Annotated in this window: 10 protein-coding genes, 1 pseudogene and 1 riboswitch; of the genes and pseudogenes, 4 read left to right on the top strand and 7 right to left on the bottom strand. The window is 71.1% G+C overall.

Annotated elements, in window-relative coordinates; genetic code table 11:
- Nucleotides 1-95: 95 nt before the first annotated feature.
- A complete protein-coding gene (locus tag ABZX75_RS00170) occupies nucleotides 96-1316 on the bottom strand; it encodes an RNA-guided endonuclease TnpB family protein (protein WP_355406136.1) in 1221 nt (406 codons plus the stop codon).
- A 146-nt stretch (nucleotides 1317-1462) separates the two neighbouring features.
- Between ABZX75_RS00170 and ABZX75_RS00165 the strand changes: the two genes are divergently transcribed.
- Nucleotides 1463-3079: a glycoside hydrolase family 13 protein gene (locus ABZX75_RS00165; protein ID WP_355406134.1), complete on the top strand. Its 1617-nt coding sequence runs from the start codon at nucleotides 1463-1465 to the stop codon at nucleotides 3077-3079.
- The gene (locus tag ABZX75_RS00160; protein ID WP_355406132.1) at nucleotides 3076-4086 is read left to right on the top strand and encodes a LacI family DNA-binding transcriptional regulator; all 1011 of its coding nucleotides are present in this window, start codon (nucleotides 3076-3078) and stop codon (nucleotides 4084-4086) included. The genes ABZX75_RS00165 and ABZX75_RS00160 overlap by 4 nt, the downstream gene beginning before the upstream one ends.
- A gap of 203 nt (nucleotides 4087-4289) precedes the next feature.
- A riboswitch (TPP riboswitch) is annotated at nucleotides 4290-4428 on the top strand.
- 9 nt (nucleotides 4429-4437) lie between these two features.
- On the opposite strand, the pseudogene ABZX75_RS00155 reads toward ABZX75_RS00160, so the two are convergent.
- Together ABZX75_RS00155 and ABZX75_RS00150 are read right to left on the bottom strand one after the other, a co-directional pair.
- Nucleotides 4438-4862: pseudogene (locus ABZX75_RS00155) on the bottom strand (CYTH domain-containing protein).
- 15 nt (nucleotides 4863-4877) lie between these two features.
- A complete protein-coding gene (locus tag ABZX75_RS00150; RefSeq protein ID WP_355406130.1) occupies nucleotides 4878-5129 on the bottom strand; it encodes a hypothetical protein in 252 nt (83 codons plus the stop codon).
- Between the two features lie 206 nt (nucleotides 5130-5335).
- On the opposite strand from ABZX75_RS00150, the gene ABZX75_RS00145 reads away from it, so the two are divergent.
- Nucleotides 5336-7033 carry a carbohydrate-binding module family 20 domain-containing protein gene (locus ABZX75_RS00145; RefSeq protein WP_355406129.1) on the top strand — a complete coding sequence of 566 codons (1698 nt, stop codon included), beginning with the start codon at nucleotides 5336-5338 and terminating at the stop codon, nucleotides 7031-7033.
- Nucleotides 7034-7132: 99 nt separating this feature from the next.
- Nucleotides 7133-12484, top strand: coding sequence for a pullulanase-type alpha-1,6-glucosidase (pulA, locus tag ABZX75_RS00140; protein WP_355406127.1), 5352 nt, complete (start codon nucleotides 7133-7135; stop codon nucleotides 12482-12484).
- A 32-nt stretch (nucleotides 12485-12516) separates the two neighbouring features.
- On the opposite strand, the gene ABZX75_RS00135 is transcribed toward pulA, so the two are convergent.
- Genes ABZX75_RS00135 through ABZX75_RS00120 form a run of 4 tightly spaced genes read right to left on the bottom strand, consistent with a single transcriptional unit; the run spans nucleotide 12517 to nucleotide 15895 of the window.
- Entirely contained in the window at nucleotides 12517-13053 is a 537-nt protein-coding gene (locus tag ABZX75_RS00135; protein WP_355406125.1) for a GNAT family N-acetyltransferase, read from the bottom strand.
- An 18-nt stretch (nucleotides 13054-13071) separates the two neighbouring features.
- A complete protein-coding gene (locus tag ABZX75_RS00130; RefSeq protein ID WP_355406123.1) occupies nucleotides 13072-13875 on the bottom strand; it encodes a TetR/AcrR family transcriptional regulator in 804 nt (267 codons plus the stop codon).
- A 56-nt stretch (nucleotides 13876-13931) separates the two neighbouring features.
- Nucleotides 13932-14978 carry a PDR/VanB family oxidoreductase gene (locus ABZX75_RS00125; protein ID WP_355406121.1) on the bottom strand — a complete coding sequence of 349 codons (1047 nt, stop codon included), beginning with the start codon at nucleotides 14976-14978 and terminating at the stop codon, nucleotides 13932-13934.
- Nucleotides 14975-15895 carry a metal-dependent hydrolase gene (locus tag ABZX75_RS00120; RefSeq protein ID WP_355406119.1) on the bottom strand — a complete coding sequence of 307 codons (921 nt, stop codon included), beginning with the start codon at nucleotides 15893-15895 and terminating at the stop codon, nucleotides 14975-14977. Before ABZX75_RS00120 ends, ABZX75_RS00125 begins: the two co-directional genes overlap by 4 nt.
- Nucleotides 15896-15981 lie beyond the last annotated feature (86 nt).

Genomic DNA, 15981 nt, shown 5'->3' with positions numbered 1-15981 from the left:
ATCCGGCCCGACCCGGAAGACACCCCGTCTCCTTCCGCCTGCCCGACGTCTCTCCCGGCCCGATCTCACAAGGACGACTTGACTTGCTCTCCTCCCTAGCGGGAGGAGATTCCCACCCTTGCGGGTGGTGTTTCCTGCTTCACCACGGACCGCCCCGACCGAGAGGAGGACTCCCGTTGAGGTCTTACACCCGCTCCACAGGCAGTAACCGCCAGCCCGGCGGCCAGAAGATTGATCGCTGCGTTGCCGTCCCGGTCGTGGGTGCTCCCGCAGCTTTCGCACGTCCACTCGCGGACGTTCAGGGGCATCTTGCCGGTCAGGGCACCGCAGGCCGAGCACAGGTGTGTGCTGGGGAACCACCGGTCGACGGTGATCAGCTGCCGTCCGTACCAGGCCGTCTTGTACTCCAGCATGGACCGCAGTTCGCGCCAGGCCGCGTCGCTGATCGCCCGGGCGAGCTTGTGGTTTCCCAGCATGTTGCGGACGGCGAGGTCCTCGATCACGAGCGTTTGGTTTTCGCGCACGAGTCGAGTCGTCAGTTTGTGCAGGCCGTCCCTGCGGCGGTCGGCGATCCGCGCATGGATTCTGGCCACCCGGATGCGGGCCTTGGCCCGGTTCTTGCCACCCTTTTCTTTCCGCGACAGCGACCGCTGAGCGCGCGCCAAGCGCTCCCGCTCCCTGCGCTCATGCCTGGGGTTGGCGATCTTCTCGCCGGTGGAGAGGGTGACCAAGGCCGTCAGCCCGGCATCAATCGCCACCGCACTTGTGGTGGCAGGCATGGGGACAGGAGTGTCCTCGCACAGCAGGGACACGAACCAGCGCCCGGCACTGTCGCGGGAAACCGTGACTGTGGACGGCTCCACACCCTCCGGCAGGGGGCGGGACCAGACGATCTCCAATGGCTCTGCCATTTTCGCGAGCGTCAGCCGGCCGTCCAAGTAACGGAACGCACTACGCGTGTACTCGGCCGAGGCCCGAGACTTCCGTTTCGACTTGAAGCGAGGGTACTTCGCACGCTTACCCCAAAACCCCACGAACGCACTCTGCAAGTGCCGCAGCGCCTGTTGAAGCGGAACCGAGGACACCTGCGCGAGGTAGGCCAGCTCTTCGGTTCTCTTCCACGCCGTGAGCAGCGCCGAGGTCTGTCCGTACCCCACCCGCTCCTTACGTGTCGTCCACGCCTCGGTACGGGCGGCGAGGGCGAGGTTGTAGACCTTCCGCACGCATCCGAGCGTCCGCGACAGCTCGGTCGACTGCGCGTCGGTCGGATGGAAGCGGTACTTGAACGCCCGCTTCACAGAAGAAGAATCCCCCACGCCCCGGACGCTAGGGGCGATCACGATCCGAACACAAGCACAGGTCACAGCATCACGCAGCGATATGCCAACGCCGCGCGGCTCCGAGCCAAGGATGCGTTTCCTTCCCCGGCTGAAGCCGGGGACACCCACGCCAGGAGATTGGGATGACCCAGCACCTCGCCGCCGAGACCTCGTTCGACGGCCTCCACACCCCGACCGGCACCCAGCCCGGCTGGTGGAGAGAAGCGGTGATCTACCAGGTCTATCCGCGCAGTTTCGCCGACTCCAACGGGGACGGCATGGGGGACCTCGAAGGCATCCGCAGCCGCCTGCCCTACCTCAAGGAGCTGGGCGTCGACGCCGTCTGGCTCAGCCCCTTCTACGCCTCCCCGCAGGCCGACGCGGGCTACGACGTCGCGGACTACCGGGCCATCGACCCCATGTTCGGTGACCTGCACGACGCCGATGCCGTGATCCGCGAGGCCCACGCGCTGGGCCTGCGCATCATCGTGGACCTCGTCCCGAACCACTGCTCCGACCAGCACGAATGGTTCAAGCAGGCGCTGCGCGAAGGCCCCGGCACCCCGCTGCGCGAGCGGTTCCACTTCCGCCCGGGGCGCGGGGCCGACGGCGCGGAGCCGCCGAACGACTGGGAGTCGATCTTCGGCGGTCCGGCGTGGACCCGGACCCCGGACGGCGAGTGGTACCTGCACCTCTTCGCCCCCGAGCAGCCCGACTTCAACTGGGAACACCCCGCCGTCCAGGACGAGTTCCGCTCCATCCTGCGGTTCTGGCTCGACCTCGGCGCCGACGGCTTCCGCATCGACGTCGCCCACGGGCTGGTCAAGGCCCCCGGCCTGCCGGACCTCGGCCGCGACGAGCAGCTCAAGCTCCTCGGCAACCAGGTGCTGCCCTTCTTCGACCAGGACGGGGTCCACGAGATCTACCGCTCCTGGCGCCTGGTCCTCGACGAATACGCCGGCGACCGCATCGGCGTCGCCGAGGCCTGGACGCCGAGCGCCGACCGCACCGCGCTCTACCTGCGCCCCGACGAGCTGCACCAGGCCTTCAACTTCCACTACCTGAACACCGGTTGGGATGCCCAGGCGCTGCGCTCGGCCATCGACGAGTCCCTCGACGCGATGCGTCCGGTGGGGGCGCCGACCACGTGGGTGTTGTCGAACCACGATGTCGTGCGGCATGTGACGCGGTACGGGGGCGGGGCTCAGGGTCTGTCCCGGGCGCGGGCCGCCGCGCTGCTGATGCTGGCGCTGCCCGGGTCTGCGTACGTCTACCAGGGCGAGGAGCTCGGGCTCCCCGAGGTGGTGGACCTGCCGGACGAGGTGCGCCAGGACCCCTCCTTCTTCAAGGCGAACGGCCAGGACGGGCTGCGCGACGGCTGCCGCGTCCCGATCCCGTGGTCCGGTGACCAGGCCCCGTACGGCTTCGGTACCGGCGGCAGCTGGCTGCCGCAGCCCGCCGACTGGGCCGCGCTGAGCGTCGAGGCGCAGACCGGCGACCCGGCGTCCACGCTGGAGCTGTACCGGGCGGCGCTGCGCGTGCGGCGCGCGCATCCGGCGCTGGGCGCGGGCGACGCCGTCGAGTGGCTGCCCGCCCCGGCCGGCATACTCGCCTTCCGCCGTGGAGACTTCGTCTGCACGGTCAACACCACGGAGGCGCCGGTACACCTGCCCGCGCCCGGCACGGTGCTGCTCGCCAGCGCCGACCTCGCGGAGCCCAGCATCCTCCCGGCGGACTGCACGGTGTGGTGGCAAGGGTGACTTCCCCGCTACGGCTGACGGACATCGCCGCGCAGGCCCAGGTCAGCGAGGCGACCGTCAGCCGTGTGGTCAACGGCAAGTCGGGCGTGGCGGCCGGCACCCGGCACAAGGTGCTGGCCGCGCTCGACCTGCTCGGCTACGAACGGCCGGTCCGGCTCAAGCGGCGCAGCAACGGCCTGGTCGGGCTGCTGACGCCGGAGCTCACCAACCCGATCTTCCCGGCCTTCGCCCAGGTCATCGAACAGGCGCTGGCGGGTCACGGCTACACGCCCGTGCTGTGTACGCAGACCCCGGGCGGGGCCACCGAGGACGAGCTGGTCGAGCAGCTGGAGGAGCGGGGGGTCACGGGCATCGTCTTCCTGTCGGGCCTGCACGCGGACTCCTCCGCCGACCCCTCGCGCTACCAGCGGCTGGCGGCGCGGGGGGTGCCCTTCGTACTGATCAACGGCTTCAACGCACGGATCAGCGCCCCCTTCGTCTCGCCGGACGACCGGGCGGCGGCGGACATGGCCGTACGGCACCTGGAGGACCTCGGGCACCGCAGGATCGGCCTGGCGATAGGGCCGACGCGCTATGTGCCCTCGGCCCGCAAGGAGCAGGGCTTCCTCGCGGCGCTGCCCTCGGCGGAGGCCGAAGGCCGCGTCCAGCGCACGCTGTTCACGGTGGAGGGTGGCCACGCGGCGGGCGTCGCCCTGCTGGACCGGGGCTGTACGGGCATCGTGTGCGGCAGCGACCCGATGGCGCTCGGGGTGATCCGGGCGGCCCGGGAGCGGGGGCTGCGGGTGCCGGAGGACGTGTCGGTGGTCGGTTTCGACGACTCGCCGCTGATCGCGTTCACGGATCCGCCGCTGACGACGGTGCGGCAGCCGGTGCGGGCGATGGCGACGGCGGCGGTGGGCGCGCTGCTGGAGGCGGTGGGGGGTACGCCGGTGCAGCGCACGGAGTACGTGTTCCAGCCCGAGCTGGTGGTCCGCGGCTCCACGGCCCAGGCTCCGACGCCAGCGTGACGGGGCCGGCGGCCCACCCGGCGCCGGGGTCCGCCCGCCGCTGCAGCGCCACCGGGCCGCCTCCCGGAATCCGGGGAGGCGGCCCGGTGCCACGCCTGGGAACGGAGGCAAAAAATCATGATACGAACCCTTTTGTCCCGTCTCTGGAGCGCTATTCTGGACCTAGGCCTACGGGATGAGCGAGGGAGTTCAACCGGAGTAGCCGACTTTGGCGGAGAGCTTGAGACCGCCGGGGCCGACGTCGACGGTCGGGCTGAGAGGCCGGAAGGTCGCAGGACCGGAAGGCGACCCCCACTACCTGATCCGGGTAATGCCGGCGCAGGGAGCCCGTCTCGTAGGTCGTTCTCGTGCTCAGCCCCGGCGACGGCCCCGCACCGCGTCGGTATACAGCTCGCGGGTCAGGTCCTCCGCACCGATGCCGAGCTCGGCGAGGACCGTGCGGAGATCGTCACGAGTGGCCGCCAAGTCCTTCTCCTCGGCCAGGGTCTCGAGCTCCAGGAACGTCCCGTCCAGTTCGGGTACGCGGACCAAGGTGGCGAGCATCCGGCTGCCTGCGCTTCGAAGCCGTAGTTTCTGCACCGCTTCTCGAAGGCGATGGCCGGCGCGTAGCCGAGGCCGCGCAGCATCGCGTGCACTGCCTCGGCGTCCTCCACGCGGGTCTCGTGCTCGGGCTTCGACCCGGACTCCTCGTCCACCGGGGCGCCCTTGTACGTGAGGACCGTGCGGGTCCCGTCCGCCCCGTGCACGGTCAGTGCCTTCAGCTCCGCTTCGATCATCCGTCCATTGCCCTCTCAGGCCGTGCGTTCGGCGCCTGTGGCGATCGCCGCGAACATGCGCCGGAACCCCCTGAACAGCGGGCCGTGCGGCGTTTCCATCACCTTGTAGGTGGCAGACTCGTGCCTTTCCCAACCCGCGTCGAACGCGCCGACGAACATGGTGGAGTCGGTCCGGATCAGCCGCCACGTGGGCAGCATGGCGTACCGGTACACCTCGACGTCGCAGATCCCGGCGAGCTCACGGAGCCGGGCCTCGGCCAGCCGCACACCACCAGCGAGCGATCCCGCTGATTCGCCGATCTCGGCTGCCCGTTGGGGCGGGTGCCGCGTGTCCTGCCCGGGGGCGCCGGCGCCACCTGCGACAGGACACGTGGTGGAAACAATCCTGCAATCCCTTGCGCAAAGTCTTGCAGGAGGTGGGCTCGGGCCCCTACGGTCGCCAGCATCCCCACCTCTCCGCCAGGAGGCCCCACATGCCCCGCACCGCAAGAACCTTGCTGGCAGCCACCGCCCTCGCCGCAGCGACCCTCACCGCCCAGGCGCCGCAGGCCCTCGCAGCCCCGCCCGGCGAGAAGGACGTCACCGCCGTCCTCTTCGAGTGGAAGTTCGACTCCGTCGCCACGGCCTGCACGAACAGCCTCGGTCCCGCCGGCTACGGCTACGTCCAGGTCTCGCCTCCCCAGGAGCACATCCAGGGCCCCCAGTGGTGGACCTCGTACCAGCCCGTCAGCTACAAGATCGGCGGCCGGCTCGGCGACCGCACCGCCTTCAAGAACATGATCGACACCTGCCACGCCGCGGGCGTCAAAGTCGTCGCGGACTCCGTCATCAACCACATGGCGGCCGGCGACGGCATCGGCACCGGCGGGACTTCGTACACGAAGTACAACTACCCCGGCATCTACTCCGGCGCCGACATGGACAACTGCCGGTCCACGATCTCGAACTACCAGGACCGCGCCAACGTCCAGAACTGCGAGCTCGTCCAGCTCGCCGACCTCGACACCGGCGAGGACTACGTACGCGGCCGGATCGCCGGGTACCTCAACGACCTGCTCTCCCTCGGCGTCGACGGTTTCCGCATCGACGCCGCCAAGCACATGCCCGCCGACGACCTCGCCGACATCAAGTCGCGGCTGAGCAACCCGAACGCCTACTGGAAGCAGGAGGCGATCCACGGGGCCGGCGAGGCCGTCGCGCCGAGCGAGTACCTCGGCAGCGGAGACGTCCAGGAGTTCCGCTACGCCCGCGACCTCAAGCGCGTCTTCCAGAGCGAGAACCTCGCCTACCTCAAGAACTTCGGCGAGGCCTGGGGCCACATGCCGAGCGGCCAGTCCGCCGTCTTCGTCGACAACCACGACACCGAGCGCGTCGGGGACACCCTCACCTACAAGAACGGCTCCGCCTACACCCTCGCAGGCGTCTTCATGCTGGCCTGGCCCTACGGGTCCCCCGACGTGCACTCCGGCTACGAGTTCACCGATCACGACGCCGGTCCCCCCAACGGCGGCTCCGTGAACGCCTGTTACGCCGACGGCTGGAAGTGCCAGCACTCCTGGCGGGAGATCTCCTCGATGGTCGGCTTCCGCAACGCGGCGCGCGGCCAGTCCGTCACCGACTGGTGGGACAACGGCGCCGACCAGATCGCCTTCGGGCGCGGCGCCAAGGCGTACGTGGCCATCAACCACGAGGGCTCCTCGCTCAGCCGCACCTTCCAGACCTCGCTCCCGGCCGGCGACTACTGCGACGTACAGAGCGGCCGCACGGTGAACGTGAACTCCTCCGGCCAGTTCACGGCCACCCTCGGCGCCGGTACCGCCGTCGCCCTGCACGTGAACGCCCCTACCTGCACCCCGACGACCCCGCCGCCCACCACCGCATCGGGCGCCTCGTTCCACGTCAACGCGACCACCGCCCTCGGACAGAACATCTACGTCACCGGCGACCAGTCCGCCCTCGGCAACTGGAACACCGCCGCCGCCCTCAAGCTGGACCCGGCCGCCTACCCGGTGTGGAAGCTCGACGTCGCCCTGCCCGCCGGAACGTCCTTCGCGTACAAGTACATCCGCAAGGACGCCTCCGGCAACGTCACCTGGGAGAGCGGCGCCAACCGCACCGCCACCGTCCCCGCGAGCGGGGCCGTCACGCTGAACGACACCTGGCGCAGCTGACCTCCCCCAGAAACACCCCCTAGACCAGGGCCGCCCGGCATCACCGAACCCCCGCCGCCGGGCGGCCCTCATCCTGTCCCGTACACAAGGAGACCCGCCTTGATACGCCCTGCCGCAGGAGTCCTCGCCGCCGCACTGGCCGTGACGCTCCTGCCCGCTCTCCCCGCGGCGGCCGCCGCGGCCCGGCCCCCCGCCCCGCCCTCGGACGCGAAACTGGCCGCCGAACCGGCCCGCCACGACCTGACCCGGGAGCAGTTCTACTTCGTGCTCCCGGACCGCTTCGCGAACGGCGATCCGCGCAACGACCGGGGCGGCCTGACCGGTACGCGCCTGGAGACCGGCCTGGACCCGAAGGACAAGGGCTTCTACCAGGGCGGCGACCTCAAGGGGCTGACCGACCGGCTCGACTACATCAAGGGCCTTGGCACGACGGCCATCTGGATGGCGCCGATCTTCAAGAACCAGCCGGTGCAGGGCAAGGGCGACGACGTGTCGGCCGGATACCACGGCTACTGGATCACCGACTTCACCCAGGTCGATCCCCACTTCGGCACCAACGCCGACCTGGAGCGGCTGATCGACAAGGCGCACGGGAAGGGGATGAAGGTCTTCTTCGACGTCATCACCAACCACACCGCCGACGTCGTCGACTACCAGGAGAAGTCCTACTCCTACCTCTCGAAGGGCGCCTTCCCGTACCTGACCAAGGACGGGGTCCCCTTCGACGACGCCGACTACGCGGACGGGAAGCGGAAGTTCCCGAAGGTGTCGGGCGAGTCCTTCCCGCGCACGCCCTTCGTCCCGCCCGGCAAGGAGAACGCCAAGGTCCCCGCCTGGCTCAACGACCCGACGATGTACCACAACCGGGGCGACTCCACCTTCGCCGGGGAATCCTCCGGACAGGGCGACTTCTTCGGCCTCGACGACCTGTGGACCGAGCGTCCCGAGGTCGTCAGCGGGATGGAGAAGATCTACGAGAAGTGGGTCCGCGACTTCGACATCGACGGCTTCCGCATCGACACGGTCAAGCACGTCAACACCGAGTTCTGGACCCAGTGGGCCACCGCCCTCGACGAGTACGCGGCCGAGCGCGGCCGCGAGGACTTCTTCATGTTCGGCGAGGTCTACTCCGCGGACACCGCCGTCACCTCCCCCTACGTGACGCGCGGAGGCCTCGACGCCACCCTCGACTTCCCGCTCCAGGACGCGATCCGCTCGTACGCCTCCCAGGGCGGGGAAGCGGGCCGCCTGGCCTCCGTCCTGGGCGACGACTACCGGTACACCACCGGGAAGGCCAACGCCTACGAGCAGGTGACCTTCCTCGGCAACCACGACATGGGCCGCTTCGGGACCTTCCTGAAGCAGGACCGGCCGACAGCCGGGGAACCGGAGCTGCTGGACCGCTACCGGCTCGCCAACGAGCTGATGTTCTTCTCCCGGGGCAACCCGGTGGTCTACTCCGGCGACGAGCAGGGCTTCACGGGCGCGGGCGGCGACAAGGACGCCCGCCAGCCCCTCTTCGCCTCCCAGACGGCCGACTACCTGGACGACGACCAGCTCGGGACCACCCGCACCCACGCGAGTGACGCCTACGATCCGGCGCACCCCCTCTACCGGCAGATCAGTGCTCTTTCACAGCTGACCAAGGCCCACCCGGCCCTGCGCGACGGCGTCCAGAGCGAGCGCCTCGCCGACGGTCCGGTCTACGCCTTCGCGCGGACCGACGTCCGCAGCCGCACCGAGTACCTGGTCGCCGCGAACAACGGCGCCGCGTCCCGGACCGTGGAGATCGACGCCCCGGCCGGCGCCCAGTACCGCACCCTGTACGGCGGCAACGCACTGATCCGCGCCTCCGCGGCCGGCAAGCTCACCGTGCCCGTCCCGGCCCTCGGCTCGGTCGTCCTCCAGGGCGTCAACCCGCTCGCCGCACCCGCCGCCAAGCCCGCCGTCACCCTGAAGGCCCCCGCGCCAGGAGCGGCCGGCACCGTCGAGCTGTCGGCCGAGGTCACCGGCGGCGGCCTGAACCGGGTCGTCTTCGCCGCCCAGACCGGCACCGACAAGTGGCAGGTCCTCGGCTCGGCCGACCACGCCCCTTACAAGGTCACCCAGCACGTCACCGCCCCGGCGGGCACGCCCCTGCGGTACAAGGCCGTCGTCGTCGACTCCGCCGGCCGCACGGCGAGCGCCCTCGCCGCCTCCACCGCCGGTCAGGCCCCGCCCGCCGAGGTGCCCACCGCCACCCAGCGGGACTACGCCGTCGTCCACTACAACCGCCCCGACGGCGACTACACGAACTGGCGCCTCTACGCCTGGGGTGACCTCGCGGAGGGCGAGGCCACCCCCTGGCCCGCCGGCCACGACTTCACCGGCCGCGACGCCTACGGCGCCTTCGCGTACGTCAAGCTGAAGCCCGGCGCCTCCTCCGTCGGCTACCTCGTCATCGACAAGGACGGCAACAAGGACGTCTCCGCCGACCGCACGATCGATGTGACCAGGACCGGCGAGATCTGGCTGGAACAGGGCAAGGAGGCCGTCCGCACCGAGCGGCCCGCCCACCCGCCGCAGGACACGACCAAGGCCGTCCTGCACTACCAGCGCGCGGACGGCGCCTACGACGGCTGGGGCCTGCACGTGTGGACCGGCGCCGCCACCCCCACCGACTGGTCCAAGCCGCTGCTCCCGTCCCGCATCGACTCCTACGGAGCGGTGTACGAGGTCCCGCTCGCCGCCGGCGCGACCTCGTTGAGCTACATCCTCCACAAGGGTGACGAGAAGGACCTCCCCTCCGACCAGTCCCTGGACCTGAAGGCCACCGGCCACGAGGTCTGGATGCTGGGCGGCCAGGCCTCCTACCTCCTGCCGCAGCCCGCCGGCTCCGCCGCCGCCCTGGACCTCACGAAGTCCCAGGCGATCTGGATCGACCGCGACACCCTCGCCTGGAACGCCCCCGCGGCGGCCGCCTCCGTACAGCTCCTCGCCTCCCGCGAAGGCGCCGTCACGGCGCAGAACGGTGTCCTGACCGGGCCGGCGCAGTGGCTGCGCCTGGCCAGGTCCGAGCTCACCGCCGCCCAGAAGGAGAAGTTCCCGCACCTGGCCGCGTACGCCGCCTACACCGTCGACCCGCGCGACCGGGACCGGGTCCGCGAGGCCCTGCGCGGCCAGCTCGTCGCGAGCGCACGCGCCGCCAACGGCGCCGTCCTCGCCGCCACGGGCGTCCAGCTCGCCGGCGTACTGGACGACCTGTACGCGGCCGCCGCGGCGGGCGCCCCCCTCGGACCCGTCTTCAAGGACGGCCGCCCCACCCTCTCCGTGTGGGCCCCGACCGCCCATCACGTCGCCCTCGAACTCGACGGCCGCACCGTCGCCATGCGCCGCGACGACGCCACCGGCGTCTGGTCGGTGCGCGGCGACCGCGACTGGACCGGCAAGCCCTACCGCTACGCCGTCACCGTATGGGCTCCCAGCACCCGCCAGGTGGTCCGCAACCTCGTCACCGACCCCTACTCCACCGCTCTGACCACCGATTCGACCCACAGCCTGGCCGTCGACCTGGCCGACCCGAAGCTCGCCCCGCCCGGCTGGCGCGAGCTGCGCAAGCCCGACCCGGTGCCCTTCACCTCGGCGCAGATCCAGGAGCTGCACATCCGTGACTTCTCCGTCGCGGACCGCACCAGCGGACACCCCGGGCAGTACCTGGCCTTCACCGACAGCGCCTCGGCGGGAATGAAGCACCTGCGCGGCCTGGCCGCGGCCGGTACCTCGTACGTGCACCTCCTGCCGGCCTTCGACATCGGCACCATCCCCGAGAATCCGGCGGACCGCACCGAACCGGCCTGCGACCTGAAGGTGTACGCGCCCGACTCCCAGGAACAGCAGGCCTGCGTGGCCGCCGCGGCCGCGAAGGACGCCTACAACTGGGGCTACGACCCGCTGCACTACACCGTTCCGGAGGGCTCGTACGCGAGCGACCCGAACGGCACCGCCCGTACGCCCGAGTTCCGCAAGATGGTCCAAGCCCTGAACGGGGCCGGCCTGCGCACGGTCATGGACGTGGTCTACAACCACACCGTCGCCTCCGGGCAGTCGGACAAGTCCGTCCTGGACCGCGTCGTCCCCGGCTACTACCAGCGCCTGCTGGCGGACGGCTCGGTCGCCACCTCCACCTGCTGCGCCAACACGGCGCCCGAGAACGCCATGATGGGCCGCCTGGTCGTCGACTCGATCGTCACCTGGGCGAAGGAGTACAAGGTCGACGGCTTCCGCTTCGACCTCATGGGGCACCACCCCAAGGCCAACATCCTGGCGGTGCGCGCCGCCCTGGACTCCCTGACCCTCGCCAAGGACGGCGTGGACGGGAAGAAGATCGTCCTCTACGGGGAGGGCTGGAACTTCGGCGAGATCGCGGACGACGCCCGCTTCGTCCAGGCCACGCAGAAGAACATGGCCGGTACGGGCATCGCCACCTTCTCCGACCGGGCCCGCGACGCGGTCCGCGGCGGCGGCCCCTTCGACGAGGACCCGCGCGTACAGGGCTTCGCCTCGGGCCTGTTCACCACCCCGAACGGATCACCCGCCAACGGCACCCCGGCCGAGCAGAAGTCCCGCCTCCTGCACGCCCAGGACCTGATCAAGGTCGGCCTCTCCGGCAACCTCGCCTCGTACGTCTTCACCGACACCACGGGCCGCCGGATCAAGGGATCCGAGCTGGACTACAACGGCGCCCCGGCCGGCTACGCGGCCGCCCCCGGCGACGCCCTCGCCTACGCGGACGCCCACGACAACGAAACCCTCGCCGACGCCCTGACCTACAAGCTCCCGCCCGCCACCAGCGCCGCGGACAAGGCCCGCATGCAGGTCCTCGCCATGGCGACGGCCACGCTCTCGCAGGGCCCGGCCCTCTCCCAGGCGGGCACGGACCTGCTGCGCTCCAAGTCCCTGGACCGCAACTCGTACGACAGCGGAGACTGGCTCAACGCCATCCACTGGGACTGCGAGGACGGCAACGGCTTCGGCCGCGGTCTGCCCCCGGCCGCCGACAACGCCTCCAAGTGGCCCTACGCGAAGCCCCTCCTGACCGCCCCGGTGCCCACCTGCGCCGACATCTCGGGAGCCGCGTCGGCCTACCGCGACCTGCTGAAGATCCGTACGACGGAAGGGGCCTTCGCCCTCACCACGACGGAGGCGGTCCAGTCGCACCTGGCCTTCCCCCTCTCGGGCAAGGAGGAGACCCCGGGCGTGATCACCATGACCCTGGGCGACCTGGTGGTCGTCTTCAACGCCACGCCCACCGGCCAGTCCCAGCGCGTCCCCGGCCTGGCCGGCCGCGCGTACGCGCTGCACCCGGTCCAGGCCGCGGGCTCCGACGCCACGGTCAAGCAGTCGGCGTACGACACGACGACGGGAGAGTTCACGACCCCGGCCCGCACGGTCGCCGTCTTCACGCGACGCTGAATCGCGGCCACACACGACGCTGAGCGCCGTCTTCAGACGGCGCTCAGCCGATCGAGCCGCTTCTCCAGCAGGATCACCCCGTACACCCGGCCGTCCGCGGCCTGTTTGGACGGGAACTCCCCGACCACCCGGTAGCCCGCGTCCCGGTAGTACGCGAGCAGCCGGCGGTTGGTGGAGACGCAGTCCAGCCGCGCCCGCTCCCGCCCGGTCCTGGCGATCCGCCGCTCGGCATGTTCGAGCATGCGGCGCCCGGCCCCGGCGGGCGCGGCCTCGCGCTCCACCATCAGCCGGTGCACATAGCCCGCGACGGGCGGCTGGACTCCCCACGCCGGCTCGTCGGACCACCACAGCTCGTACGCCCCGCACACGCGCCCGTCGGCGTCGGAGGCGATCCACACCTCGCCGTCGAGCATCCTCGCCCGGAAGTGCGCGGCGTCCTTCTCCCCGGGCTTCCACTGCTCGATCCCGTGCTCGCGCATCCACCGGGCAGCCTGGTCGTACAGCTCCACCAGGGCGCCGGCGTCCTTCTCCTCGGCCTGCCGGAACAAGATCCCGTCGTCAATGATCACGCGGGCATTATCGCCAGATCATTTGATCACCGCGGGCCCGGGACCCGGGCCGCTCAGCACGACGCCCGCCGCCGTGTCCGCCGCGCCCGCCGCCGTGCCCGGCACCGCGTCCACGGTCTCGCCCGCCGCCGCGCCCGGCACCAGCGCGCCGAGCCGCCCGACCAGTTCCCCGAAGGGCCCGTCCGCCGGCTCGTCCGACAGGATCCGCACCAGGATCCCCGCCATCTGCGCGTCGTACGCGGCGCTCACGGCGGCCAGCGCGGCGAAGTCGTGCACCAGCTGCAACTCCAGCTCGCCCCGCGGGATCTTCCGCCCGTCCAGCCAGATCAGCGCGGTGGACTCGGCGAGCGACACCCAGGACCGCACCACCAGCTCCAGCCGCGCCGGCGGCTCCTCGATCCCCAGATGCGCGAGGATCTGCTCGTACGCCGCCTGCCGGACCTCGTCGATCATGGCGTTGGCCCGGCTGCTCCCGGCCGCGGGGCCGCCCCGCATCAACGCCGAGAAACCGGGCCCGTGTTCGTCGACGAACGCGAAGAACCGCCCCATGACCCGCAGCAGCCGCGCCCCGAGCGGCCCCTCCTGGGGCTCCACGAACCGCAGCGCCAGCTCATCGGCCGCACGCCGCAGGGCGGCCTCGTAGAGGCTCAGCTTGCCCGGAAAGTAGTGGTAGACGAGCGGCCGCGATATCCCCGCGGCCGCCGCGATCTCGTCGATCGACACATCGTCGGGCGACCGGTGGCTGAACAGCTCCAGGGCCACCCCGATCAGCTGCTGCCGCCGCTCCTCGACACCCATCCTGCGCCGCACCCCGGTTGTCATGCGGACACCCTACTTCGCCCCTCCCCACCCCCCACCAGCCCACCGCCCGGCGGCAGTCAGAGGTCCAGGGTCAGGTGGCCGTCCCTGGCACGCGAGACGCACAGCAGCATCGAGTCCGCACGCTCCTGGTCCGTGAGGAGTTCGTCGCGGTGGTCCACCTCGCCCGCCAGCACACGGTGCTGGCAGGTGCCGCAGAAGCCCTGCTCGCAGGAGTACGGGGTGTTCGGCAGCTCCCTGCGGACCGCGGCCAGGGCGGATTCGTCCGCGGCGACCTCCACGGTGCGCCCCGAGCGGCGGAGTTCGACGGTGAAGCCCTTCGCCGGGCCGGCCTGCGACGGGGCGAAGCGCTCCAGGTGGACGGCCGCGGGGTCGGGGGCGGCCGCGGTGACGGCCCGCATCAGGGGGTCGGGGCCGCAGCAGTAGACCGGCGTGCCGGGCCGGATCCCGGCGAGCGGAGCCAGGTCGGGGAGTCCCGCCTCGTCCTCGGGGACGATCGTGACGCGCTCTCCGTACGCGGCGAGCTCGGCGAGGAAGGGCATCGAGGCGCGCGAGCGGCCACCGTAGAGGAGGGTCCAGTCGGCGCCCGCCGCCGTGGCCGCCCGGAGCATCGGCAGGATCGGAGTGATGCCGATGCCGCCCGCGACGAAGACGTACGACGGCGCCGGGACCAGCGCGAAGCGGTTGCGCGGAGGCCGCAATTCCAGCTCGGCGCCCTCGACCAGCTGGGCGTGCGCCTCACGCGAGCCGCCGCGGCCGTCCTCGACCAGGCGGATCGCGATCGTGTACGTACCACCGTCGGCAGGGTCGCCGCACAGGGAGTACTGGCGGATCAGCCCCGAGGGCAGGGTGACGTCCACATGCGCGCCCGGCGTCCACGGCGGGAGATCGGGCGATTCCAGCCTCAGCTCCAGCACACCCTGCGCCGGCTCCGTACGGGAAACGATCAGCGCCCGCAGCGGGCGGCGCGGGGAATGGCCCGATACCGGCGCCTCCAGGGCGGGCAGCGGCCAGAGCGGGGAGGCGCCGAGGCGGCGGTTCAGGGCGCGCCTGGCCAGCCAGGCCGCTCCCGCTGCCGCCGTCGTGATCGTCAGGGCGCGCCTCATGCCTTCGCACCCCCGTTCACGCCGCTGGTCCCGCCGCCGTTCGCACCGGGGGAGGAGGCGAGGTAGGCCACCGCCTGCGCCGTCGAGCCCTCCTGCGAGGGGTGGTACGTACGGGAGAGGTACTTCGGGATGGACCTCAGCATCGAGCCCGTCGAGGGCAGGACGCCCTGCTGCCCCGCCCGGAAGAACTGGCCGAAGGAGGCCTTGCCGTCGGCCAGTCGGGGATCGTTCTCCATGAAGAAGCGGACGCCGCGCTGCCACAGGAAGACCAGAGCCGAGAAGGCGGTCGCCCAGGTCCGGACCCGGCGCCGGTAGCCGCCGTCCACGTGCATGAAGAGGTCGAAGGCCACCGAGCGGTGCTCCACCTCCTCCGCCCCGTGCCAGCGCAGCAGGTCGAGCATCGTGGGGTCGGCGCCCCGCCGGTCCAGCTCGTCGGCGTTCAGCACCCAGTCGCCGAGGAACGCCGTGTAGTGCTCGATCGCCGCGATCATCGCGACCCGCTCCATCAGCCACCAGTGCCGCGCCCGGCCCGGGGGCAGGGTCCGGTCGCCCAGCAGCTTCTCGAAGAGCCAGTCCACCTGCGCGGTGTAGGGGGTCGGGTCCAGGCCCAGCCGCTTCAGGTGGGGCAGCACGTCGTCGTGCGCGGCGGCGTGCGTGGCCTCCTGGCCGATGAAGCCGACGACATCCGCGCGCAGTCGCTCGTCCTTGATGTACGGGAGCACCTGCTTGTAGACGTGTACGAACCACCGCTCCCCCGCGGGGAGCAGCAGGTGCAGCACATTGATCATGTGTCCGGCGAAGGGATCGCCGGGGACCCAGTGCAGCGGGGTGCCCTCCCAGCCGAAGGACACCTTCCGGGGCTTGAGGTCTATGTGTTCCGACGCCACGGGGGCGGGCGCGAGCGGCGTATTAGACATGGCGTCAATGTACTGAGCGGTAGGTGCGAGGAAAACCCCTCTGCACCCACTTCCTTCCGCCGACCGCGCCGCCTTCGCTGGACAGG

Source organism: Streptomyces sp. NPDC003038 (assembly GCF_040611115.1).
In the GTDB taxonomy this organism is placed as follows: Bacteria; Actinomycetota; Actinomycetes; order Streptomycetales; family Streptomycetaceae; genus Streptomyces.
Note: the sequence above shows the minus strand (reverse complement) of the source record. Positions and strands in the feature narration are given on the sequence as shown.